Annotated in this window: 15 protein-coding genes and 1 other RNA gene; 10 read left to right on the top strand and 6 right to left on the bottom strand. The window is 41.7% G+C overall.

Annotated elements, in window-relative coordinates:
• Positions 1 to 57: 57 nt before the first annotated feature.
• The 3 genes from RMY27_RS27850 (at position 58) to cobO (ending at position 2,937) form a co-directional block, all read left to right on the top strand.
• Positions 58 to 1,326, top strand: a complete 1,269-nt coding sequence (locus RMY27_RS27850; RefSeq protein WP_322668094.1) for a plasmid pRiA4b ORF-3 family protein — start codon at positions 58 to 60, stop codon at positions 1,324 to 1,326.
• 138 nt (positions 1,327 to 1,464) lie between these two features.
• Positions 1,465 to 1,920 carry a GFA family protein gene (locus RMY27_RS27845; protein ID WP_322668093.1) on the top strand — a complete coding sequence of 152 codons (456 nt, stop codon included), beginning with the start codon at positions 1,465 to 1,467 and terminating at the stop codon, positions 1,918 to 1,920.
• Between the two features lie 339 nt (positions 1,921 to 2,259).
• Complete coding sequence (gene cobO / locus RMY27_RS27840; RefSeq protein ID WP_322668092.1) at positions 2,260 to 2,937, top strand: cob(I)yrinic acid a,c-diamide adenosyltransferase; 678 nt, start codon at positions 2,260 to 2,262, stop codon at positions 2,935 to 2,937.
• Between the two features lie 289 nt (positions 2,938 to 3,226).
• Here cobO and RMY27_RS27835 read toward each other — a convergent pair whose 3' ends face one another.
• Positions 3,227 to 3,964, bottom strand: a complete 738-nt coding sequence (locus tag RMY27_RS27835; protein ID WP_322668091.1) for a peptidoglycan-binding domain-containing protein — start codon at positions 3,962 to 3,964, stop codon at positions 3,227 to 3,229.
• A gap of 649 nt (positions 3,965 to 4,613) precedes the next feature.
• Between RMY27_RS27835 and RMY27_RS27830 the strand changes: the two genes are divergently transcribed.
• Positions 4,614 to 6,059, top strand: coding sequence for an NACHT domain-containing protein (locus RMY27_RS27830; protein ID WP_322668090.1), 1,446 nt, complete (start codon positions 4,614 to 4,616; stop codon positions 6,057 to 6,059).
• Here RMY27_RS27830 and RMY27_RS27825 read toward each other — a convergent pair.
• The gene (locus tag RMY27_RS27825; protein ID WP_322668089.1) at positions 5,985 to 6,536 is read right to left on the bottom strand and encodes a 2'-5' RNA ligase family protein; all 552 of its coding nucleotides are present in this window, start codon (positions 6,534 to 6,536) and stop codon (positions 5,985 to 5,987) included. The two genes, RMY27_RS27830 and RMY27_RS27825, sit on opposite strands and share 75 nt — an antisense overlap.
• 210 nt (positions 6,537 to 6,746) lie before the next feature.
• Between RMY27_RS27825 and RMY27_RS27820 the strand changes: the two genes are divergently transcribed.
• From RMY27_RS27820 to queF, 5 genes are all read left to right on the top strand, one after another.
• The gene (locus RMY27_RS27820; RefSeq protein WP_322668088.1) at positions 6,747 to 7,013 is read left to right on the top strand and encodes a YciI family protein; all 267 of its coding nucleotides are present in this window, start codon (positions 6,747 to 6,749) and stop codon (positions 7,011 to 7,013) included.
• 37 nt (positions 7,014 to 7,050) lie between these two features.
• Positions 7,051 to 7,147, top strand: an RNA gene (ffs, locus tag RMY27_RS27815) — signal recognition particle sRNA small type.
• Between the two features lie 25 nt (positions 7,148 to 7,172).
• On the top strand, positions 7,173 to 7,559 hold the full coding sequence (locus RMY27_RS27810) for a phasin family protein (protein WP_322668087.1): 387 nt from the start codon (positions 7,173 to 7,175) through the stop codon (positions 7,557 to 7,559).
• 156 nt (positions 7,560 to 7,715) lie between these two features.
• Positions 7,716 to 8,117: a hypothetical protein gene (locus RMY27_RS27805; RefSeq protein WP_322668086.1), complete on the top strand. Its 402-nt coding sequence runs from the start codon at positions 7,716 to 7,718 to the stop codon at positions 8,115 to 8,117.
• A 100-nt stretch (positions 8,118 to 8,217) separates the two neighbouring features.
• A complete protein-coding gene (gene queF, locus RMY27_RS27800; protein ID WP_322668085.1) occupies positions 8,218 to 8,598 on the top strand; it encodes a preQ(1) synthase in 381 nt (126 codons plus the stop codon).
• 37 nt (positions 8,599 to 8,635) lie between these two features.
• Here queF and pstS read toward each other — a convergent pair whose 3' ends face one another.
• From pstS to RMY27_RS27785, 3 genes are all read right to left on the bottom strand, one after another.
• Entirely contained in the window at positions 8,636 to 9,715 is a 1,080-nt protein-coding gene (pstS, locus tag RMY27_RS27795; RefSeq protein WP_322668084.1) for a phosphate ABC transporter substrate-binding protein PstS, read from the bottom strand.
• Between the two features lie 220 nt (positions 9,716 to 9,935).
• On the bottom strand, positions 9,936 to 11,333 hold the full coding sequence (locus tag RMY27_RS27790; RefSeq protein ID WP_322668083.1) for a cytochrome c biogenesis protein: 1,398 nt from the start codon (positions 11,331 to 11,333) through the stop codon (positions 9,936 to 9,938).
• Between the two features lie 30 nt (positions 11,334 to 11,363).
• On the bottom strand, positions 11,364 to 12,104 hold the full coding sequence (locus RMY27_RS27785) for a cytochrome c biogenesis protein CcdA (protein ID WP_322668082.1): 741 nt from the start codon (positions 12,102 to 12,104) through the stop codon (positions 11,364 to 11,366).
• Between the two features lie 182 nt (positions 12,105 to 12,286).
• On the opposite strand from RMY27_RS27785, the gene RMY27_RS27780 reads away from it, so the two are divergent.
• Positions 12,287 to 19,363, top strand: a complete 7,077-nt coding sequence (locus RMY27_RS27780; protein WP_322668081.1) for an AAA family ATPase — start codon at positions 12,287 to 12,289, stop codon at positions 19,361 to 19,363.
• Here RMY27_RS27780 and RMY27_RS27775 read toward each other — a convergent pair.
• Entirely contained in the window at positions 19,352 to 26,035 is a 6,684-nt protein-coding gene (locus RMY27_RS27775; RefSeq protein ID WP_322668080.1) for a HAMP domain-containing protein, read from the bottom strand. The genes RMY27_RS27780 and RMY27_RS27775 overlap by 12 nt on opposite strands.
• Positions 26,036 to 26,504: the final 469 nt, after the last annotated feature.

Here is a 26,504-nt window from a genome sequence, read left to right as displayed (position 1 = left end):
ATAAAACAGGTTATACAGAAGGTTAAATTGTGAATTTAGAATTTAGAATTTTTATTTATGGAAGATTTATTTGCGCGACTAGAACGCACACTCAATCCTGAACTGCCTTCTCTAACAGAGTCACAACAACAACTTCTACAAGAACTCAGTATTGATGAAAATCAACCCGGTACAATTCTGCATGACTTTCAAACTCTGATAGATTTCTTACAACCAAATGGAGTAGAAGTTAGTAGTGTTAATAACCTTCTACCGCTAAAAGTCCTATCAGAAGTTAACTCTCAGTTAAGTCATCCAATTGAAACCAAACTCAAACGCCCCGTACAGAAATCGTACCCCTACATTAATGGACTATATCTGTTATTACGCAGTTCTGGAATAGCCCAAATTAGATCCCAAGGGAAGAAGCAGGTTTTAGTTTTAGACGCAGCAACTTTGCAATCATGGTCAAGCCTCAATTTAACAGAACGTTATTTCAACCTATTAGAAGCCTGGTTAATTTGGGGAAATAACGAAGTTTTGGGTGAACATCAAGATTCATTAGGGAATTTGTTTAGATGTATTCAACTTTGGCCCCGCGTTCCAGATAAAGGGTTAAAATTTCCTAAATATGAAGATCAAAACAATATTAGTTATTACCCCGGTCTGCATAATGTTGCCTTGTTAGAGTTATTTGGCTTGTTATCTATCAAACATGGAAAACCACAAGAAGGCAAAGGGTGGCGAATTACTAGTTTACAACGCTTACCCTTTGGTGATGCTCTGTTGCAATTCCTCTTTCCATTAGGTATACGAGGAGAATTACAGGATGATGTGAATGTGAGTTTTGGAAAATTGCAGTCACATTTTCAACCATTCTTTCCCGAATGGGAGCATAATTTAATTGTTCCCAAGCAAGGCTTCACTGATGGTATTTATATTTTTAAAGTATCCCTTTTTAAGGCTTGGCGACGCATTGCCATATCAGCGAAAAAACCATTAAGCTGGTTAGCAGAGATAATTCTTGATGCTTTTGACTTCGATTACGATCACCTGTACGAGTTTAGTTATCAAGACCATTTTGGGCGTATCATAAAAATAGGTCATGCTTATATGGAAACACCCCCATTTGCAGACCAAGTGCAGATTGGTGATTTGTCTCTAGAACCAGGTGGTAAAATGACTTATCTTTATGATTTTGGTGACAACTGGAAATTTGATGTGCAGTTAGAAGCAATTAATCCAACTGATAACAAAATCAAGAAACCGAAGATTTTAGAAGTTCACGGAAATGCACCTCAACAGTATTGGAGTGAGGATGATGAATCGGATGAAGATGAAGGATGAGGAGGATTTAGGGAAGTGTAGAGAATGAATATTTTTTCGTGTTCTTATATCTTCTGTTTGTGTCTACTAAAACCCGCTTTAAGTTTGAGATAGTTTTATTTACAATAAAACAATACAAATTATCAGGAGATAAAATCTATGAATCTTCCATATAGTGGAGGTTGTCAATGTGGACAGATTCGTTATAAAATTCATGCCCAACCGTTAACACTTTACTTATGTCACTGTAAAGAATGTCAAAAACAATCGTCGAGTGCCTTTGGCATGTCTCTTACAATATTACGAGACGCTGTTGTGATTGTTCAGGGAAAACCGAAAGCTTGGACTCGAAAAAGTGATAGCGGGCGTGAAGTAAATAACCTGTTCTGTGGCGACTGCGGAACGCGATTGTTCCATGAAAGGACTTACAATCCAAATACTATCAATGTCAAAGCTGGAACCTTAGATGATACAAGTTGGTTACGCCCAGTGGGTAACATTTGGACACGCAGTGCCCAGTCATGGGTGATAATTTCAGACCAATTGCTCAACTATGATGGTCAACCAGAGGATACGCAGGCTTTATGGGAAAAATGGAAACAACAACATCCATAAATTCATAACTCCTGATATTAGACATCATACGCCTGACACTTAAATTATTGAACTCATAACTGTGCCAAAAGATATAATGATAAATTTTCCCTGCTAAAGTGCTTTAATGAACATATTAAATTAGTTAAAACAGTAATAGTAAACTCAAATTATAAGTTCAGTTTGTGTATCATATATATTTCCACTTGTCTGCAAATCATTAATAAGGCTAACAGACTATTAATATTTCACATAAAAACTTACTGTACATTTGCAATTAAGTAATTTAAGTAAATTGGATAAGTAAGACGATTTTGGTTCATTTTCAACACTTTTAACAGTTATTTCTAGACAAGCTTGATGAAAAACCATACACCGCAAGAATTGAACCCAGACCAAGAAATTGGGCGCTTAATTGATGAGGTAATGTCTTCATCTCTGACTGATGAACAGTACCGCAAAAAGATGCAGCGACGCAAAGAAGTGCAAGACAAGCGCATAGCAGAAGCTGTACCAGAAAAAGGGTTAATTATTGTAAATACTGGTAACGGTAAGGGTAAAACCACTGCGGCTTTGGGGATGGTGTTACGATCGCTCGGTCATGGGTATAAAGTAGCAATCGTTCAATTCATCAAAGGTAGCTGGGAACCTTCCGAAAAAAGGGTTTTCAGCTATTGGGAAGACCAGATAGAATTTCACGCAATGGGCGAAGGCTTTACCTGGGAAACTCAAGACCGCGATCGCGATCTTGACAAAGCTAGCGCCGCATGGGAAAAATCATTAGAATACATCCGCAACCCAGACTTTCATCTAGTGTTGTTAGACGAAATCAATATCGCCCTCAAAATGTCTTACTTACCAATAGAAGACGTTTTAGCAGGTTTGGCACAAAAACCTGCTAACAAACACGTTATTCTCACAGGTAGAGGAGCGCCACCTGCTTTAATTGAGCGTGCTGATTTAGTAACTGAAATGACCCTAGTTAAGCACCCTTTCCGCGATCAAGGTGTGAAAGCACAACCGGGAATTGAGTATTAGATGAGAATTTAGAATTTTTCAAAAACCAGGTTTCCTACTCACCAGAAATCAGAAACCTGGTTTTTAATTCTTGGATATCATACCAATTTGAAAAAAGAATGCAACACATAGATAATACATCTCCCCAACCCTGGCCTTACTAAGGGGTGCGCGTCAGCGTGGTTGGGTTTATCTGTCGTAAACATTTTTTCAATTGGTATCAGATGTGGAAAAGCAGATTTCAAGTTGATGAGGTACAAAATTTTAGTTCTGAATTCTGAATTCTGAATTCTGCTGTAAGTTCCATTTGTTACTTCTTATTCCAAAGACTTAAAAATGCTTGAGAGATAGCTGGGGTAATCTGACTTTGTAAGTGATTTAATGCATCACGATGATTTGCATTATTGTCATCATAATAAGTAAACAGATTCGTCAGCTTGACAATTTCTGGATTTTGATCGTTTGTTCCCCTCCATTTGTTAGTAACTTTGTGTAAAACGTCCTTGGGTAAATTTTGTTGTAAGTTATTTAACGCTGCGATGTAAGAAGGATTTTGAGGATTCTTTTTGAATTGGAAATACAAATCTATCAGCTTTACTTGTGTCTGAGGTTTGGGCTTATCTGTCAGACTAGATTGCTGTAGAATTTGACGTTGTTCAAAAGTAGCAATCCCATTTTCAGTTAAACCTTGAGATTTCTGAAATTTTTTGACTGCTGTATAAGTAGCCGGCCCATAAAAAGGTTTGTCTGGAGGAATTTCAGCATTGCTTGCAAAACCATGAAACTTCAATCTATTCTGAAGCCCTTTGACTGTATCTTCCATGACAGTTCGAGTCTCTGCATCAGCATTACCATTAACCGTAAGTTTTTGTGAATACTGTTTCTGAAACTTTTTAATCGCTTCTTCAGTAGGATCGTCTGTCAAAGAGTTGTTATTCCGCTTCCAGGGAGCAAATTTAGTCAGATCCGGTTTAGGATCAATCTCAGGAGCTAAATATCCCAATCCGATCAATATATGACGGATCACTTCAGGGCTACTAACGGCCATACTTTTTGGTTCCTTTGCGATTAAACTACCATTAAATGTATCTTGTTTTACAAAAATTAGGTAAGTAGAAATAAATAAATCTAACATTTCTTGTTTGCAAGGCGTTCCGAAAGTTAAGCGATGTGTGACGACAAGCTGCAACTCTTTGAGACGTTCGACGTATGCGACTACACACAGGGAAAAAGAAAGAGGGGCGATCGCTTATTCTCAATTTAATGATACTACGTGTTAATGGCACACAGATGTGCGCCCCTACCGCTCTAGACACTGCAAATTTATTAAAATTAACGTGGTGGAGTACTAGCTAACTGACTCTCTGGCATTGACAACATATAAAAACTACCAACAATTTCCGCAAAACTTCTGATTTATCTCTGGCAATTCTGCAAAACATACATCGTCAGTAAAATCAATAACAATAGATATCTGGTGAAATTAAATCTGCGTTATCGAGAACTCTTGTAGAAACATAGCACTGCTACGTTTCTACATTTATATTCATAATATTTAACAAACCTGATTTCAGGAAAAGCACATCTCATCTTTGTAGCACCCTCTTAAGTGAAGTAGATATTTTGGCGGCATATTACAGGCGCTAACTACTGACTATTACTTATAGGAGTGTATGTACAAAACTTAAGAGACAGTCATGAATCCACTAAAACGCAGGCGCAAACGGGGTGTTATTCTTACACCTCAAGGGTTTGAGAAACTTCAAACAGCAAAATGTCAGGCACAAAGTTGGGAAAACCTAGATAAACGCTATACTTTAGAAGATTTAAGCGATCGCACTGGCTTAGATCCAGATACAGTGATGAAGGTATTTCATTGCCAAGTAGGAGTTGACAAACAAACTCTAAACACCTGTTTTAGGGCTTTTAATTTATTACTTGAACCAAGTGATTATCAACTACCTCGGACTGATGAAGTAATCAGTTATCAGCATTCAATCCAAAATTTAACTGATTGGGGCGAAGCACCCGATATCTCTGTATTCTTAGGACGCACAGCAGAACTAGCAACACTAAAAGACTGGATTCTCGAAGAACACTGCCGACTAGTGACTTTGTTAGGTATGGATGGTATGGGCAAAACCAGCTTAACAGTAAAGCTAGCAGAGCAAATTCAAGATAAGTTTGAGTTTGTAATTTGGCGCAGTCTCCGCAATGCTCCACCAGTTAAAGATATGCTAGCCGATCTAATTAAACTTTTATCTAAAGGGCAGGAAACTAATTTATCAAAAACTTTAGACGGCAGAATTTCACAGTTGATTAATTGTTTAAAAAATGCTCGCTGTTTATTGATCTTAGATAATCTAGAGGCAATTTTACAAAAGGCTTCAGGTAAATATGATATTGGATATTATCGTCAAGGTTATGAAGGTTATAGTGAACTTATCAGACGAGTGGCACAAACAGTTCATCAAAGCTCCTTACTGCTTACAAGTCAGGAAACGCCGAGAGAAATTAGGCAACTGATAGGAGAAAAATTACCCGTTAAGTCATTGCAACTAAAAGGCTTGCAAATCCCAGAAATAGAAGAAATCTTTAAAAGCAAAGGTGCTTTTTGTGGTTCAAATGGTGATTTGCATCAACTCATTGAGAGCTATGCCGGTAATCCATTGGCATTAAATATAGCCTTTAACAAAATTGATAAGTTATTTGACGGTAATATTTCGGAGTTTTTAAACCAAAAAACATTAGTTTTTGGTGAGATTAGCCAGCTTTTAAAAGAGTATTTTAAACGCGTGTCAGATACAGAGAACATGATTATCGGGCGGTTAGCAAGTAATTCTCAGCCAGTTTCGCTTTCAGAACTGCGATCGCAAATATCACCTACTATAGCAACACCACAATTACTAGATGCTTTAGAATCTTTGCAAGAGCGGTCTTTAGTAGAAAAAAACACTTATCTTTTCTCTGTATCACCAATGATTAGAGAATATATAAATCATCAATTAATCCAAAACAAAATAAGCTCCAATATCAAACAGCGCCAGCATCCATCACAAAAACATCGCTCAATTACTACCAGAGAAAAAAGCAAACTCTCGTTTAATATTCCAGCGCTTCCCGTCGTGAAGCAGCAAGGTTAATTTATCAGCAGTAAACTCAAAATGTAACTGACGATTTTCAAATTCTGGCCAAGCAGCTTTAAAGTTCTGCTTTGTTAAATCCCGAAATGCAACCGTTAAATGGGGTGCAAAAGGGCGGGTTTTAGAAACCTTGTCAACAATTTGCAAGTTGCTTTCTGTATAAGCCATTAAATCAGCTTGCAAAGTTAAAAGCTCTTGACTTCTGACGACATTAATGTATATTACACGAGGTGCAAAGGCCTCAAACCCTCTGAGTGTAATTGCTACTGGCTGTTGGCCACTGGCAAACTCCTTCAAGGATGCTTCTAACAGTGGCAAGTTAGCATCTGCCCATTCAAAGGGCGGTTGCAGGGTAATATGAGGCGGAGACTTTAGCGCGCCGCCACTAGCATAGCGATCGGCAAAATACTGCTTAATCTCGTTGGCGTAATCTTGAATATCTTGCGGTGGTAGGAGGGCAACAAAAAAACGGCTCATTCAATTTTAGATTTTGGATTATGAAATCATTATTGCTGTTGAGTAGTGAACAGCAAACGCCCAAAAAATATTACAGATATATTACAGATATAGGGGTGCGTTAGGCTAAAGTCATAGCGCATTTCACTCAAGATTTATTGTATTCAGTACTCTGAATCAGTAGTGGGTACTTTACGTAGACTGTCGGTTGTAACTGGAGTTAAGAAGCCAATGCCGTGGTTTGTAAAAATTGAAGAGGGGAAAGTCGATAAACCTACCTTTGACCAATATGTACCTGCCCACAAAGCCTACATTCGGGAATTAATTACTAAAGGACACAAAGCGCGAACAGGCTATTGGGTGGATCAAAGAGGCGGGATGTTGCTGTTTGAGGCAGCCTCAAAGGAGGAAGCGGAAGCGATTGTAGCTGATGACCCCTTGGTGAAACACGGCTGCGTCAACTATCAGCTTTATGAATGGCGAATTGTTATGGAATAACACACACTTACTGAATTTTAATGTTATGCTTATGGAAGACCTGGATCTATGCGATCGCAACACCCAAATCTTGTCAGAACCGGAAGGTAGCAGCAACACGGGAGGCTTGTGGTAGGCGTAGTCTCCGGGTCGCCCTATTTTTAGGAGCGGTCAAAAACCATGCCTGGTTTTGGAGATATTGTTCAAAAAGCTTTTTACCTCGGTGTTGGATTAGCTTCTTACGCAGGTGAGAAAGCAGGGGGAAAATTAGCCGAAGTGCGATCACAAGTCCAAAAACTGGCAGATGAAATGGTGGCAAAGGGCGAAATGAACACAGAAGAAGCTCGCCGCTTCGTTGAAGATATGATGAAGCAAGCCCAACAAGCCCAACCATCTGGTGAAACCTCACCAGAAGCGTCCCCTTCTCAACCTCGCCGCATTGAAATTTTAGAGGAAGATGAAGAGCCAACGGTCAAAGAGGCTTCAAATGATGAGAATGTAGATAAATTACGCCAAGAAGTGCTAAACCTGCAAGACGAGTTAAAACGATTGCAACGCGATCAATAAAAAGCATTTTTTAAGCAAAATATTAGTAATAAGTGGCATTTTGACATGACACTTCGGATAAAAACTTGATAAGATACATTGCCTAGCGTGTATCTTAGTGTTTCAAGCTAGATAACACCAAGCGTCCTGTTTATAGCCTGCAAAGGTGTCAAGTTTATGGAACAGTGGCAAAAAGATTTAGTAGAAATTGTCGAAGCAGTGGCTGATGAAGTAGAGCGCTTCTTCCTGGGAATGAGTGAAGTGGTAGACGCATTTTTTGAACTAACGGAAGAAGTCACGGAGCAAGTACACAATAATATTGTTACTGAAGTCGATCACTATCTACAAGATTTAGCTGAACCGATATTTGAAGCTTACTGGGAACTGGAAGACATAGTAGCAGATGTCGATCCGGGTTTTCCTTATTCAGTTGAACCCACATCTGAAAAAAATGCTGCCTGTATCGGTTGTAGTCATTACCACGGTCAAGTTTATGGTGGTAATTTATTAGTTTGTGCTATGCATCCCCACGGTTGTGAAGATGAGAATTGTCCAGACTGGGAGAAGGAAGAGTATTGAGCGGGAGTTAGGAATTAGGAGTTAAGAGTTAACAAGCTACAAAATTACTAAAAGGACGTAAAGATAAGTAGAATAACTAATGACAAATGACAAATGACAAATGACAAACCAAGAAATGAAGTATGGCGAACGCGACATTGCAGAAGGTAAACTAATTACCTTTCCCAATCCGCGTGTGGGGAGGCGATATGACATTAACATTAGTTTGCCGGAATTTACTTGTAAATGTCCGTTTTCCGGTTATCCTGACTTTGCGACAATTTATGTTAGCTATGTGCCTGATGAACGGGTAGTGGAATTGAAGGCGCTCAAACTTTATATTAATAGTTACCGCGATCGCTATATTTCCCACGAAGAATCTGCCAATCAAATTTTAGATGATTTTGTGGCTGCTTGCGATCCGTTGGAAGTCACGGTGAAAGCAGATTTCACGCCTCGCGGTAATGTACATACTGTAGTTGAAGTGCGTCACCAAAAGTAACATTATTGCTGATGAGCGCAGATGGTATTAATCGGCTTCATTCAGCAATTTTCTTCACGGCAGATTGCACTTGAAGCACAACTTTTTTTGATAAAGGAATATACCCAAGTTCCAAACTAGATTTTTGTCCGTCAATCACAGCCCAATTGACAAAGTTTTTCAATGCTTGAGCTTTGACTCGGTTTGGATATTGGTGATAAGTTAAAAGCCAGCTGTAAGTGACAATGGGATAAGACTCGGCACCTGTAGGATCAGTGATGAAAGCAATCAAGTTATCACCTGGTAATTTCACGGCTTCTAAAGTTTGTGCTACAGATGCTGGTGTCGGTGTAATATAATTACCAGATTTATTTTCTAAAGCAGCCACAGGAAGCTTATTTTGTTTGGCGTAAATGTATTCTACATAGCCAATAGCTCCTGGTATCTGTTGAATCAGGGCGGTAACACCTTCGTTACCCTTTCCACCAATTCCTACTCGCCATGCTACAGATTTACCAGCCCCAACTTTGCTTTTCCATTCTGGACTGATGGTGCTTAGGTGTTGCGTTAAGACGCTTGTAGTTCCACTACCATCAGTTCGGTGTACAAGCTGAATCGGTAAATCGGGCAAACTTACCTCTGGATTAGCTGTGGCTATTCTAGGATGATTCCAATTCGTAATTTTTCCCAGAAAGATATCTACGTAAACTTGGCGTGGTAGCCTGAGAGTTGGTGGCACATTCACTTGAGGCGACTGCTGTGAAACTGGTGTGAGGTTATAAGCCAGCACAATAGAACCGGCAGTTATTGGCAAAGCGATTACTCCCCGTTTTATCTTGGCTGCTTGTTCACTTGTAATTCCCACATCACTAGCTGCAAAATCTACAGTACCGTCGATGAGCTGTTGTACTCCAGCACTGCTTCCTATAGCTTGATAGTTAATTTCTATATTGGGATTTTGCTGGTTGTAATCTGAAAGCCAGCGCTCATACAAAGGTGCGGGAAAACTTGCCCCAGTACCAACAAGGGAAACACGCTTTATATTTTTTTGCTCGGCAGCGCAAGAAGCAATACTCAACAATATAGCGATTAAAGGTAGAAGGCAAACCCGCCGCTGAGATTGAAGTTTAGCAGACATAGAAATTTTTTGTTCCAATGTTTAATAAATACCTCTAGTAATTTCAATTTGTAGGCGTGTGGGCGTGATTAATGGTAAATAACTTTGAAACGCAGAGGGACGCGGAGGTTAACGCAAAGGTACGCAAAGTAATCCTCTGCATTTCTCTGCGAGTTGCTTTGCGCGACGGCAGTCGCTACAACGGGGGGAACCTCCGCAACGCGCTGCCTCCCTTCTGTGTTTAAACTTCAATCGCTGCCTCTTTTTCCTCACCTTTTGGCTGTGAACTTAGCCGATCTAAAATCTCTAAAACTTCTTGTTCAAAGGCAACTTGGGCACGATTAGTTTTGCCACCGACATACAAGCGATCGCCTTTTTGCAATGCCCATATTTGCGAGTGGGAGAAGTAACTCATTACTACACCCAGCATGAGCAAGCCAAACCCTGTATAAACAATTGGGATGCCTGGATCGGCTTTAATTTGTAAGCCGGTGCTACCAATGACATCCAAAATTTTCAGCTTCACGCCATTAACTTCGGTGAACATCCCCGCACGGACTGTATCAACAAGTTTGCCAGTGGCATCATAAATTAATACCATCCCTTGCAAGTCTTTCGCCAAAAGGGAGACACCTTCACTCAAATCCGGTTTGGTAGGAACCCAGGTTCCCCAAATGCGTCCGTTACCGTTGGTGTTCAATTGCGCCATTGGTAGCTGAAAAATCGGGCTGTTGTTAAATTGGACGCGAACACCTGCAATTCCCCAATCAGTTTGATAGAAAGTTATGCCATGATACCGCAGAGGCTCGTTGACAAAAATCTTCTTATGGTCAATTTCCTCCCCCTGCTTATTCAAGACAGACATATCCGAATAAAATTGATCAATGCCGCCAGATGGTGTGTAGTCAATCCAAAAACGATTGACGCGCACAGACCAATCTTTCGGGATTTGGGCGGCTAAAGGGCCAGCATCGACAATATTTGTCACTTGAAATGTATCGCCACTAGCAACCATTTCCTGAGCCAAAAACCCAGTCATCGCCCCCCAAATTCCCCCTAGCAAAATACCGACGATGCCAATATGAACGATAATTGGGCCGATGCGTCCGACTATTCCTTTACGGGCATAAAGGAGATTTTCTTTTTCTTGATCTGGAAAAATTTTATAACGGTGTTTTTGTAAGATTTCGCTGAGGGAATTTAGGGAACCAGTATCTAGTTCTGCACTTAAAGCTAATTTTTGAAATTGTCGTGGTTCTTCGTAATATTTCCAGCGCTGGGCAGCTTTTAAGGCAGGCAACTGTCGAGTAAATGAACAAGCAGTTAAGCTAGTACCAAATAAAATGAGTAATGCCAAAAACCACCAAGTACGATATACATGGTCTAATCCAACTACCTGAATTACCTTCCAAGTTAAGAAACCAAATAAAGCTGGATGTTCTGGGTAGTTAGCCTGGTAAAATGCGGGTGACTGACCTTGCTCAATTACAGTACCAGTGGAGCTAAAGATCGCAATCAATAGCAGTAGTGCGATCGCTAGTCGTAAGTTAGTCAGTACGGGCAAAAGCTCTTGGCGTAAGAACTGCCCAGGTACTGCCCACCATTTTATTTCTTTGGACGCTGAATCTTCTGAAGTCATTAGGTGTAAAATCTAACAAAAGTATTGATATTAAAAACTGCCAAGGGGAATCCGAGAAATTAAGGAAAATACACCGAATCCTACCAATAGTGCCCCACTAACTGGGTTAATCCAACCAGACCAGCGACGCAATTCTAGTAACTTTTTAATTGAAGCTGTAAAAGTACCCGCCAAAATCAATGGTGCTACATAACCGGCTGTGTAAGAAAGTAGCAAGACAGCCCCTAAAATTAAGTCTTGTGTATTGGCAATCCAACCCAACAAACTAGCTAAAACAGGTGTGCTACAAGGGGATGCGACTAAGCCGAAAGTCAGCCCCAGCAAATAAGAACGCAATCCGGCTGGTAAATCTGGCGAAATCCAATTCGTTTCGCCCAAGGATGGAAATTGCAGAGGTAGTGCTTCTAATAAGTTCAGCCCCATGAGAATGGCGATAATGCTGACGATAATCGGCAAACCAATTCCCACTTGGCCGTAGACTTTTCCTACAAAAGCTGCTATTATTCCTAGCCCTGCCAAGGTAGTTGCTAATCCTAAAGCAAACCAAGTTGATTGGGCAGCTGCTTGCAAGCGGCTTTTAGCTTCATAACCGCCAATGTAACCAATAGTAATTGGCAGCATAGAAAGCATACAGGGTGTAAGACTGGTAAGCAAGCCAGCCGCAAATATGATACCAATGCTCACCATGCTAAGGTGTGTCAGTTGGTTAGAAACAAGGCTGTTGGCAAATTGTTCTAGTTGGTAAAGTTGGGTTTGCAGGTTATCAAGCATGGGGAGTTTATGAGCGGGAAATGCTTACTCTGCTTGAATTTTAGCTTATTTTTCGTTTGGGAGTTAGCAGAACGTAAATTATCCAAACTGAATATTATCTAAATTTCATCTGCCCAAGGAAATGTATCTAAAATACATTAAGCTCGAACTATATTTGAAGAAGCACGGCTGGAGTATTTGGCATGATGATTGCATTACCCGGATTTCAAATTGTCACTTTATTAAAAGCAGGGGTAAAAGCAGTCATATACCGTGGAATTAGGGTTAAAGATCAGCGTCCGGTAATTATCAAAGGGCTACGTCCAGAACAGTGTACACCCAATAATATTGAACAACTCAAACATGAGTATGCAATCGCTCAAAGGTTAAACACCCCAGCCGTAGTTAAAGCTTACGCCTTAGAGATGCATCAGGGAATCCCTTATTTAATTATGGAGGATTTTCAGGGGCGATCGCTTGACCAGTTACTAGGCCAATTTCAACAGCCTGTGCCGTTTCTGAAAATTGCGATTGAAATCACTAGTAAACTTGCACAAATTCACACTCATCACATTGTCCACAAGGATATTAAGCCGCAAAATATCTTAATTAACCTCGAAACTAATCAGGTCAAAATTGCTGATTTTGGAATTGCTACGTTCATTCCCTACCAGCAGCAAATAGTTAGCAGTTCCAGTGAAATTGAAGGCAGTCTACCTTATTTGTCACCTGAGCAAACTGGGCGGATGAATCGAGGAATTGACCATCGCAGCGATTTGTATTCTCTGGGAATCACCTTTTATGAGATGCTAACAGGTCAGCTACCATTTCAAGGTAAAGACCCCTTAGAGTGGGTGCATTGTCAGATTGCCAAATCTCCACCATCCCCGAATAAGTTAAAGTCTGATATTCCTCAAATGCTCTGTGACATCATCATCAAATTGTTGTCGAAGGTTGCAGAACAGAGGTATCAGAGCGCTTTAGGTTTGCAATTCGATCTGGAACAATGCTTAAAACAATTGGAGACAACTGGACAAATTAAATCCTTTGTTTTGGGTGAACAAGATATCTCAGAGCGTTTTCAAATTCCTCAAAAATTGTATGGGCGAGAAGCAGAGATTGCCAAGCTTTTACAAGCATTTGAACGAGTTGTTAGTCAAGGTAAACCAGAACTGGTTTTAGTTTCTGGCTATGCTGGGGTTGGTAAATCTTCTTTGGTGAAAGAGATTCACAAACCCATTGTTAGAGAACGTGGGGTTTTTATCTTTGGTAAATTTGATCAGTACAAACGAGATATTCCTTATTCCACTATTGTTCAAGCTTTTCAAACACTCGCTCGACAAATTTTAACGCAGCCTGAAGATCAACTTGCTACCTGGAAAAAGCGAATACAAGCAGCATTAGGAAACAATGGTAGATTGATCGCAGATGTAATTCCCGAAGTTGAATTAATCGTTGGAGAACAGCCTCCTATACCAGAGTTGGGGCCTGCCGAATCTCAAAACCGATTCAATTTGGTGTTTCAGAATTTTATCAGCGTCTTTGCTCAAAAAGAGCATCCTCTCACTGTTTTTTTAGATGATATGCAGTGGGCAGACAGCGCTACTTTAAATTTAATTCAAACCGTCATTACTGGGTCTAGTATCCAATATCTCTGCTTCATTTTGGTCTTTCGAGATAACGAAGTAGATGTTGTGCATCCCTTTAGTTTGATGATGGAGAAGGTTTGCCAGTATGGAGCAAGAATAACCGAAATTATCCTTACGCCATTGAGTATTGTTTATGTAAATCAGTTGATTGCTGATACTTTGCATAGTTCAGTAGAACAAGTAGAGCCTCTTGCTCAATTGATTTTCAAAAAAACTGACGGTAATCCTTTTTTTGTCAATGAGTTTTTGAAAACACTGCATCAAGAAAATCTGCTGATTTTTGACCGCCAACATCGTATTTGGCGATGGAATTTAACTCAGATTGAAGCTCAAGGGATTACAGATAATATTGTTAGTCTGATGATTGAGCGGCTGCAAAAACTGCCAGCCGCAACTCAACAGGTACTTAAGTTAGCTTCTTGTATTGGTAATCGTTTTGATTTAGAAATTTTAGCGATCGTTGGTGAACAATCTATTGAGAAAACAGCGAATGCGCTTGTTGATGCAATTTTAAGAGGATTAATTATACCCATATCAGATGAAACTGCCCAGAAAAACTATCGTTTCTATCATGACCGAGTTCAGCAAGCTGCATACTCCTTAACTGCTGATGAATCAAAGTCGGCAGTTCACCTGGCAATTGGACGACTTTTGCTGAAAAATGCTAGTTTTGAACAAGTAAACGAGCAAATATTTGATTTAGTCAATCAACTCAATTTCGCTGTGGATCTAATTATTGAACAGACAGAAAAAGATGAATTGCTACGGTTGAATTTAATCGCTGCTAAGAAAGCAAAAGCTTCTACAGCCTACGCTCCTGCTAAAAAGTTTTTTAGCGTTGCCATTAATCTTTTAGCTGAAAATGCCTGGATTGAACAATATGAACAAACATTTACGCTATTCAGAGAATTAGCTGAGTGTGAATTTTTAACAGGTAATTTAGTACAAGCAGAAAAATTATTTGAATTGCTATTTATAAAAGCAGCGTCTTCTATCGATAAATCTAATATTTATATGCTGCAAATCAGACTCTATCAAGTTGCAGGAAGGTATGAAGAGGCGCTGACATTGGGATTAGAAGCTTTAAAACTTTTCGGGGTGACATTCCCTGATACAAATGAGGAAGTGCAAGCTGCGATCGCAATTGAAAAAATCCAAGTATTAACCAATTTAGGTAATAGACAAGTCTCTGATTTAATTAATTCTATAGTAATCCAAGATCCAAATATTAAAACAGTCATTAGCCTGTTGACAACTTTGGGCGCACCTACTTATCTCAGTAGACCTGATCTCTTTCCGTTAGTCGTACTTAAAGCAGTTAACTACTCACTCAAGTTTGGCAATACAGAAGATTCCTGTTTTGCCTACAGCATGTATGCCATGTTGTTGGTTTCCATCTTTCATGATATTCCTACTGGGTACGCATTCTCTGAGATGACAATTCAATTAAATGAAAAGTTGCATGGCTTGAAACTTAGAGGAGTTGTTCTGCACATTCATGGAAGTCATATTAACCTTTGGTGTAACCATATTTTGAACGATATTCAATTTTTAGAGCGAGGATTTATCGGCTGTGTAGAAGCTGGTGATGTGACGATGGCTAACTACAATGGTTATCAAAGCTCATGGCAAATTATCCAGTTAGGTTTTCCACTTGCAGAAACATACAAATCTCTAGATAAATATACTACATTCGCCCGGCAGTCTAAACATGAGACTGTCTATCAGACAATCAAACTACAGCAGATGCTACTGATGAATCTGCGCGGACTAACTCACCACAATCTGATTCTCAGTAATGATCAATTTGATGAAGCATCAGCTTTATCTATTATTACAGATGCAGGTTTCGTCAGTGGAATTATTTTTTATCATGTTATTAAATTAATTATATTTTTTACTTATGGAAAATATACAGAGGCATTTAATTCTGCTTTAAAATTGTCTAATTTCCCAGTGACAACACTAGCATCACTAATTGAAACAGATTATATCTTATATTACTCACTGACTCTCACGGCTCTTTATCCAACACTATCTGAGCAAGAGCAAAAACAGTTTTTGCAAACCTTAAAATTCCATCAGCAGCAATTGCAATACTGGGCTAATCATTGCCCTGCAAACTTCTTACACAAGTCTCAATTAGTAGCTGCTGAAATAGCTCGCATTGAAAATCGAGATTTAGATGCAATGCGCTTGTATGAGCAATCAATTGCTTCAGCCTGTGAGCAAGGATTTGTTCAATATGAAGCTTTGGCTAATGAGTTATGCGCTAAATTTTATGTGGAACGGAAGTTTGAATTAATTGCCAAAACCTACTTGCAAGAAGCTAAAAATGCTTATGTACGCTGGGAGGCATCTGCTAAAGTTAAACACCTCGAAGAATCCTATCCTCAGCTATTGCCGCAACAACAGCTTATCTCTAATGGAACGTTTTTCAGCACAGGTGAACAACTAGACTTTTTATCGGTTGTTAAAGCATCTCAAAGCATATCTAGTGAAATTGTGTTTTCACGGTTGTTGAAGACTTTAATGCAGATTGTTCTTGAGCAAGCAGGAGCAGAAATTGGTTATTTATTGCTTGAATACGAGCAAAACTTGGTAATCGAAGTAGAAGCTAAATTTAATTCCCAAGCAGAAAAGCTCAATGTTTATCGACCTGTATTAGAGGGTGAAATTTCACAGGTTATTCCGCAATCAATGCTCAATTATGTCCAGCGAACTCAAGAAGCAGTGATTTTGCAAAATGCCACGGAGCAAAATCTGTTTTCCAAAGACGAATATATAATACGAAAGCAACCTAAATCTGTACTTTGTTTACCGATCGCGCTTCAGTCAAAATTAATTGGTATTTTATATTTAGAAAATAATCTTATTTCTAGCGCTTTTACACACGATAAACTTTCTGTACTAGAAATATTGATAGTTCAAATTGCTATTTCTTTAGAAAATGCTCGTCTTTATCAAGGTCTAGAAAATAGTCAAGAAAAACTCAATCTAGTGTTGAAATCTGCCCAGATCGGTGTTTGGAGTTGGGATATTGCCAACGATCGCTTTGACTGGGATGAGCAGATTTATCAACTATTTGGCTTAACACTTGAAACCTGTGTTGCCACTTTTGAAGCAATTTTAGCTCGTCTGCATCCAGATGATCGGGGATTGCTGACTCAATCGTTGAGCCGAGCGATTAACCAAGGTGTAGAGCATGATTTAGAATATCGAATTATTCGAGATGATGGCAGTGTTCGCTACCTAGCCTGCCGAGGAAAAGCCTTTTTTAATGAAGCAGGTAAAGCCACACACATGAGTGGTGTTGTGCTTGATATTACAGATCGCAAACAATCTGAAGCCGAACGTATCCAACTGATTCAAGAGCAAACCGCGCGACAAGAAGCAGAAGCCGATCAGCAACGGGCAACATTTTTGGCTCAAGTCAGTGCAACCCTTGGTTCTTCGCTCGATTATGAAAGCACATTAGTAAGTGTGGCAAATCTGGCTGTGCCTTACTTCGCTGATTGGTGCGGCGTTGATCTGTTGCAAGACAACCAATCAATTAATCGGGTAGCAGTTGCTCACCGCGATCCACAGAAAGTGAGATTAGGCTGGGAACTTTATCAACGTTATCCCAGAAATTTGGATGCACAGGAAGGCGTGCCTAAAGTTTTGCGTACTGGACAAGCTGAAATGATAACTGAAATTTCAGATGCATTGCTAGCAAGAGTCATCCCAGATCCAGAACATCTGCGTATTATACGTGAGCTTGGTTTAAAATCGTGTATAATTTTGCCATTAATGGCACGTGGAAGAATTTTTGGTGCTATTTCCTTTGTAAACGCTGAATCAGAACGTCGTTACAGCACGGCTGACTTGTCATTGGCGGAGAATATTGCTCATCGGGCGGCGATCGCTATTGATAATGCTCGCCTTTACCAAGAAGCGCAGCAAGCACAAAAAACAGCAGAACGAGCATTAGAGCGCATTGCCCGTCTTCAATCCATCACAGCTGCTCTTTCAGAATCGCTGACACCAGCCCAAGTATCTGATGTGATTGTCGAGCAGAGTATGGCTGCCTTGGGAGCCAGTTCTGCTCTTGTCGCCTTGGTGAATGAAAGTAAAACTGAACTGGAAATTGTGCGGGCGGTTGGCTATAACCAAGATTTGGTAGACACTTGGCGGCATTTTTCCATTGATTTACCTTCTCCTTTAGCAGAAGCTGTGCGGACTGGGCAACCTATTTGGGCTGAATCAACAAAAAATCGGATCGCTCGTTACCCTCATTTAGCTGAAGCTTACTCTAAATATGACTTTGAAGCCTGGATTTCTATTCCATTGATGGTAGAAGGTTCGGCAGTTGGAGGTATAACTTTAGGATTTGCCCAGCCTCAACAATTGAGTGGAGAAGATCAAGCGTTTATCTTGGCTGTTGCTCAACAATGCGCCCAAGCGATCGCTCGTGCCCATCTTTACGAAGCCGAACTAACCGCACGAAGCGCTGCTGAATCAGCAAACCGCATCAAAGATGAATTTCTTGCTGTCTTATCTCATGAACTGAGAACCCCACTCAACCCGATTCTCGGTTGGGCAAAATTAATGCGAACCCGCAAGCTCGATCAAGCAACAAGCGATCGCGCCCTAGAAACCATTGAGCGTAATGCCAAGTTACAAACCCAATTAATTGAAGATTTGCTCGATGTTTCCCGCATCCTTCAGGGTAAACTTAACCTCGACTTTGGCCGGATTAATTTGGTATCAGTCATTGAAGCTGCGATCGAGACAGTGCGTTTATCGGCGGAGGCTAAGTCTATCCAAATTCAGACAATTCTTAAATCTGGTGTCGGGGACGTTTTAGGCGATGCCAATCGATTGCAACAAGTCATTTGGAATATCCTTTCTAATGCCATTAAGTTTACTTCTACTGGGGGACAGGTAAAAATTAAATTAGAGCAAGTTAGCTCACAGGTACAAATTTGTGTAACTGACACAGGAAAAGGGATTGCACCTGAGTTTTTACCTTATGTCTTTGATTATTTCCGTCAAGCAGATGGGGCGACAACTCGAAAATTTGGCGGTTTAGGTTTAGGATTAGCGATCGTCCGCCATCTCGTAGAACTTCACGGGGGAACTGTGCAGGTAAAAAGCCTGGGCGAAGGACAAGGAGCAATTTTCACCGTCAGACTTCCATGCTTACAGGATGAAAACAAAGGAATTAAGGATGCAAAAGCTAACTCCTCACTGGTGGCGGCTCAGTCTTCACCACTGTCTGGCTTAGAGATTCTGGTAGTGGATGATGATGCAGATATGCGAGAATTTTTGCCCTTCATGCTGGAGCAATATGGTGCAACTGTTACCGTTGTCCCTTCAGGCATTGAAGCTTTAACTGCATTGAGTCAATCCCTGCCAAATCTAATTATCAGCGATATCGGAATGCCCGAAATGGATGGCTATATGCTGATGCGACAGGTGAGGAGTCTGGAACCAGAGCAAGGAGGGACAATTCCCGCGATCGCTTTAACTGCTTACGCTAGTGAGATAGATCATCAGCAAGCGATCGCTGCCGGATTTCAACGGCATATTTCTAAGCCTGTAGATTCAGAGGAATTAGTGAAAGCGATCGCATCATTAACGATATAGCCAAACACGCAACAGCGACAGCAATTGTTCGGTATCTACGGGTTTAGTAATGTAGTCTGATGCGCCGGCTTCAATACACTTCTCGCGATCGCCTTGCATAGCTTTAGCGGTCAGTGCAATAATCGGCAAAGACTTAAATTGCTCGTTTTGGCGGATCGTGCGTGTTGTTTCGTAACCATCCATTTCTGGCATCATTACGTCCATCAAAACAACATCAATATCTGGTGTATTTTCTAACATAGCAATTCCCTCTCTACCATTCTCAGCATATAAAACCTGGATTTGATAACGCTCCAGCATACTGGTAAGGGCGAAGATATTCCGCATATCATCGTCTACAATTAGCGCTTTTTTGCCAGTAAGTAAGTAGTCTTGTGAATGCAGTTGTTCGAGTATTTGTCGTTTTGGTGCAGGTAAATTTGCTTGGACTCGGTGTAAAAATAATGCTGTTTCATCAAGCAGACGTTCAGGCGATCGCACATCTTTAATGATGATTGTTTCGGCAATTCGTCTGAGTTCTGTTTCTTGAGCTTTGCTAATTTCTCTACCTGTGTAGACAATAATTGGTAAAGTTTTACCGTGAGGTAAAAGCTTTATCTGCTCGATCAGTTCAAACCCGGTCATGTCGGGTAGCCCTAAATCGAGGACAAGGCAATCAAAATGCTGGGTGCGAATAGCTTCTAGAGCAGCTGCACCGTCAGCCACAGCAGTAGTTGAAACATCGCTGTTACCAATCAACTCAACAATACTCAGCCGTTGAGTGTCGTCGTCTTCGACTACCAATAAATTTTTCACTTGGCGCTCAACAAAACCTTTAATTTTGGTCAACGCCTCGGATATTGTCTCGCTGGTTAAGGGTTTTTGGAGATATGCGATCGCACCTAGTTGTAAACCGCGCTGTTTTCCTTCTTCAACAGTCATGATATGTACGGGAATGTGACGGGTATTTGGGTCATGTTTGAGACGATCCAATACCGTCCAACCATCCATTTCTGGCAACCGGATATCTAGCAAAATGGCTGAAGGTAGGAATTGCTGCGCTAGCATCAAACCTGTACTACCGGTTTGGGCTGCTATCACCTTAAATCCTTGTTGTTGCGCCATATCTAGAAGGATACGCGCAAAATTAACGTCATCTTCGACAATTAGTAACACGCGATCGCCCCTTTCTATAGTCGTGCGATCATCATTTATGAGTGCTGAGTGCTGAGTGCTGAGTGCTGAGTGGGGACTTGTACTGAGCGAAGCCGAAGTAGTGGGGAGTGGGGAGTAGGGACTTGTACTGAGCGTTCGCGTAGCGTCTCGTAGAGAAGCCGAAGTAGTGGGAAGTGTCGATCTAGACTCAGCACTCAGCACTCGTGACTCAGCACTCAATTGTGGTAAGTAGAATGTGAAGGTGCTACCTTCACCGGGTTGACTGATGAGTTTAATTTCGCCGCCGAATAGACGGGCAATTTCGCGGCTAATTGATAAGCCTAATCCGGTACCGCCGTATCTGCGACTGGTAGAGCCATCGGCTTGCTGGAATGCTTCAAAAATCACTTTCTGTTTTTCGGGGGCAATGCCAATGCCTGTATCGCTGACTGAGAAAGCAATCACCAACTGGGCACGATTTAAGGTTTCGTTGTCGTTGCTCCACCCTAGCTTGGCTACTGCAATCCGTAAGCGTACCTCCCCATGCTCTGTAAATTTAAAAGCATTGGAGAGCAGATTTTTCAATACCTGTTGGATACGTTTGACATCTGTATAAATACTGTTTGGTAATTCGGGAGTAAATTCAATTGTGAAACCAAGTCCTTTGCTCTGAGCGATTTGTCGGAAGGTGCGCTCAATCTGTTCACCCAACTCTGCCAATGGCATTTGAGTCATGTCAATGGACATGGTTCCAGATTCAATTTTCGCGAGATCCAGAATGTCATTGATTAACGCCAACAAGTCAGTACCGGCTGAGTAAATTGTCTGGCTGTATTCGACTTGCTTGTCGGTGAGGTTGCGCTCGATATTATCTGTCAACAATTTCGCCAAAATCAACAAGCTATTTAACGGTGTCCGCAGTTCATGGGACATATTGGCGAGGAATTCTGATTTGTATTTTGAGGAGAGGGCAAGTTGTTCAGCTTTGTCTTCTAAAGACAGTCTTGCTTGTTCAATTTCCCGATTTTTGCGCTCGACTTCTTTCTTTTGCATCGCCAACAACTCTGCCTTTTCTTCTAATTCGGCGTTGGTTTGTTGCAGTTCCTCTTGCTGTCCTTTGAGTAAATCTTCAGAGGTTTTGAGTGATTGGGCTTGTTGTTCTAAGCGCTTGTTGGTTTCGCGGAGTTCGCTTTGCTGGGTTTGGAGTTCTTCAGCCAAAGATTGCGACTGCTTGAGCAATTCTTCAGTTCGCATCGATGCTGCGATCGTGTTGAGGACGATCGCGATACTTTCGGTAAGCTGATCGAAGAATGTCAGATGAATTTCGCTAAAGCGGCGGAAAGATGCTAATTCAATCACTGCTGTCACCTGTCCTTCAAAAAGTACAGGTAACACCACGGCATTCAGGGGCGTAGCTTCTCCTAACCCAGAAGCAATTTTGACATAATCGTTTGGTACATCCGTCAGCAGAATTCGCTCTTTTTCTAAAGCGCATTGTCCTACCAAACCTTCGCCCAAGTGGAAGCGGTTAGCTAGATGTCTGCGTTCGCGGTAAGCATAGCTACTAATTAGTTTCAAATACGGTGTATTTTCCAAGGAGTCCATCAGGAAGAATACACCGTGTTGCGCTCCTACCAAGGGTGCTAGTTCTGAAAGAATTAGTTTAGATACGGTTTCTAAGTCTCGCTGCCCTTGCAGCATTCGAGTAAACTTGGCTAAGTTAGTTTTCAACCAATCTTGCTCAGTATTTTTCTGCGTTGTCTCCCGCAGATTGGCAATCATCTGGTTGATGTTGTCTTTGAGTATCGCTACTTCACCTAATGCTTCGACGGCAATTGAACGAGTTAAATCGCCCTTAGTTACAGCTGTAGCAACTTCTGCGATCGCTCGCAACTGAGTTGTCAGTGTAGCAGCAAGTTCATTCACGTTATCTGTCAAATCTTTCCAAGTTCCAGCCGCGCCAGGGACTCTAGCTTGTCCGCCTAACTTCCCTTCAATTCCCACTTCCCGCGCTACTGTAGTTACCTGATTGGCAAATGTTGCTAGAGTATCAATCATCTCGTTGATTGTCTCTGCCAAGGTTTCAATTTCTCCCTTAGCATCTAACATCAGTTTCCGTTTCAAGTCACCGTTAGCAACTGCTGTTACAACTCTGGCGATACCGCGCACTTGTGCCGTTAAGTTCCCCGCCATCGAGTTCACGTTGTCAGTTAAATCCTTCCAAGTACCCGCGACACCTTGGACTTGCGCTTGTCCGCCTAACTTACCTTCAGTTCCCACTTCCCGCGCCACCCGTGTTACTTCACTGGCAAAGGAACTGAGTTGATCCACCATCGTGTTGGTGGTGTTCTTCAAATCCAAAATTTCGCCTTTGGCATCGACGGTAATTTTCTTAGATAAGTCGCCATTAGCCACCGCTTTGGTAACTTCCGCGATGTTGCGGACTTGTCCGGTGAGGTTCCCCGCCATCGAGTTCACGTTGTCCGTCAAATCTTTCCAAGTGCCAGCAACTCCTCTAACGTAAGCTTGTACGCCTAATTTACCTTCGGTTCCCACCTCACGGGCAACCCTTGTTACTTCTGATGCAAAAGAATTAAGCTGATCAACCATTGTATTAATGGTGTTTTTGAGTTCCTGAATTTCACCTTTAACATCAACAGTGATTTTCTTGGATAAGTCACCGTTAGCTACCGCCGTGGTAACTTCGGCAATGTTCCGCACTTGCGCCGTCAAGCTTCCCGCCATGAAGTTTACACTTTCGGTGAGATCTTTCCAAGTACCTGCCACTCCCTTAACTTCTGCTTGCACGCCCAATTTACCTTCAGTTCCCACCTCCCGCGCCACCCGCGTCACTTCACTTGCAAAGGAGTTGAGTTGATCCACCATCGTATTGATGGTGTTCTTGAGTTCCAATATTTCACCTTTGACATCAACGGAGATTTTCTTCGAGAGGTCGCCATTTGCCACCGCCGTGGTTACTGTAGCAATGTTTCGCACCTGTGCCGTTAAACTTCCCGCCATGAAGTTCACGCTGTCGGTTAAATCTTTCCAAGTTCCAGCTACGCCGCGCACATCTGCTTGCACACCCAGCTTACCCTCGCTTCCCACTTCCCGCGCCACCCGCGTCACTTCACTTGCAAAGGAATTAAGTTGATCCACCATTATATTGATGGTATTTTTTAACTCCAGAATTTCGCCTTTGACGGCAACAGTAATTTTCTTAGATAAATCACCATTGGCGATCGCAGTTGTAACTTCGGCAATGTTCCGCACCTGCGCCGTCAAGCTTCCCGCCATGAAGTTCACGCTGTCGGTTAAATCTTTCCAAGTACCAGCAACGTCTTTTACTTCTGCTTGTACACCCAATTTACCTTCAGTTCCCACCTCACGGGCGACTCGCGTCACTTCACTTGCAAAGGAACTGAGTTGATCCACCATTGTATTAATGGTATTTTTCAACTCCAGAATTTCACCTTTAACATCGACAGTGATTTTCTTGGATAAGTCGCCTGTTGCAACCGCCGTAGTTACTTCGGCAATATTCCGTACTTGTGCCGTCAAGCTTCCCGCCATGAAATTTACGCTGTCGGTTAAATCTTTCCAAGTGCCAGCCACGCCGCGCACTTCTGCTTGCACGCCCAATTTACCCTCACTTCCTACCTCACGGGCAACCCGTGTTACTTCTGATGCAAAGGAATTGAGTTGATCCACCATTGTGTTAATGGTGTTTTTAAGTTCCAGAATTTCACCTTTGACATCGACGGTGATTTTTTTGGATAAGTCGCCTGTTGCAACCGCCGTAGTCACTTCGGCAATATTCCGCACCTGTGCCGTTAAACTTCCCGCCATGAAGTTCACGCTATCAGTTAAATCTTTCCAAGTACCAGCCACACCGCGCACATCGGCTTGCACGCCCAGTTTACCTTCACTGCCCACCTCACGGGCAACCCTTGTTACTTCCGATGCAAAGGAACTAAGTTGATCCACCATGATATTGATGGTGTTTTTGAGTTCAAAAATTTCACCTCTAACATCGACGGTGATTTTTTTAGATAGATCACCATTTGCGATCGCAGTGGCAACTTCGGCAATATTTCGCACCTGTCCGGTGAGATTACCCGCCATTAAGTTAACGTTATCAGTTAAATCTTTCCAAGTACCCGCTACTCCTCGGACTTCTGCTTGTACGCCTAACTTTCCTTCAGTTCCCACCTCACGCGCAACTCGCGTCACTTCTGATGCAAAGGAATTAAGCTGATCCACCATTGTGTTAATGGTGTTCTTAAGTTCCAGAATTTCACCTTTGACATCGACAGTGATTTTCTTAGATAAGTCGCCATTTGCAACCGCAGTTGTAACTTCGGCAATGTTCCGCACCTGTGCCGTTAAGCTTCCCGCCATGAAATTCACACTATCGGTCAGGTCTTTCCACGTACCCGCTACCCCGCGAACTTCTGCTTGACCGCCTAATTTTCCTTCAGCACCCACTTCACGCGCGACTCTTGTTACTTCCGATGCAAAAGAATTAAGTTGATCCACCATGATGTTGACGGTGTTTTTCAACTCTAAAATTTCGCCTTTGACATCAACAGTAATTTTCTTGGATAAGTCGCCATTCGCTACCGCCGTTGTCACTTCCGCAATGTTACGGACTTGGGCTGTTAAATTTCCTGCCATCAAGTTAACGTTGTCAGTTAAATCCTTCCAAGTACCTGCTACACCTTTAACTTCTGCTTGTACACCCAACTTCCCTTCAGTTCCCACTTCACGGGCAACTCTTGTTACTTCCGATGCAAAAGAATTAAGCTGATCCACCATCGTGTTGACGGTGTTTTTTAGTTCCAGAATTTCGCCTTTGACATTAACGGTAATTTTTTTGGATAAGTCACCATTTGCGATCGCAGTAGCAACTTCGGCAATGTTGCGAACTTGTCCGGTAAGATTACCCGCCATCAAGTTAACGTTATCAGTCAAATCTTTCCAAGTGCCAGCCACACCTTGCACTTCGGCTTGAACGCCCAACTTACCTTCAGTTCCCACCTCACGCGCCACCCGCGTTACTTCCGATGCAAAAGAACCAAGCCGATCTACCATCGTGTTGACGATATTAGCAGTTTGAAGAAACTCACCTTGCAGGGCTCTGCCTTCAATTTCTGTGGCGATCGTTTGCGATAAGTCACCATTAGCGACCGACCGAATTACGCGAGTCGTTTCAGCTGTTGGTTGAACTAAATCTGTAATTAGAGTATTGACAGAATTAACACAATCTGACCAAGAACCTTGAACATCTCCAAGAGAGGCACGTTCGACAATTTTTCCTTCTTTGCCAACAACGTTACCAATCCGTTGTAGTTCCGCCGCCATCCGCTCATTCTGGTAAATAATATCATTGAGCGTATCAGCTATTTTCCCTGCCACACCAGTATGATCTATGGGCATCCGAGCAGAGAAGTCACCCTGTTTAACAGCATTCAGCGTTTTTAGTAGCTGATTTAAATCTAGATTGTCGCTGTCTCTAGTTAACTGTTCGGTTGCCATAGCCGTATCCTTAATCTTGAATCTTGAAGAATTTTTTGTATTTTTTGCACCCCGTACTTATTTAGAGTACTTTTAGCCAATGCGTATCACAATAGAGAGCAGGGAATAGAAAGTGGATCAAACTACTTTTTATGGGTGCGAGTGTAAGCAGTAAAGAAAGACTGCTAGCTAAATGGTATTGCCGACGATATATCTGGCATACCACTTAGCTAATGATAGCTAGTTGGCCTATGTTATGCAGCATTAATTGTCGGCGATGCCTAACTTGGGCTAGTAAGCGATCGCACAGTAGAACACACGATGACAATTAACATTAACGTGAATTCGATTGCTCATATAATATCTACCCAATTTGCTCAATCAAAAAACCTCTCCCTGGTTTTATTACGCAAAACCGTCCCTCTCCGAGTCGGAGCTACGGTGTACACACAAGTCTGGAGTCGTTTACGAATCTGGTTTTTACCCCACC

Origin of the sequence: Nostoc sp. DedQUE09, assembly GCF_034530915.1 — a bacterium.
Lineage (GTDB): Bacteria > Cyanobacteriota > Cyanobacteriia > Cyanobacteriales > Nostocaceae > Nostoc.
This window is presented reverse-complemented; position numbering and strand designations above follow the sequence as displayed.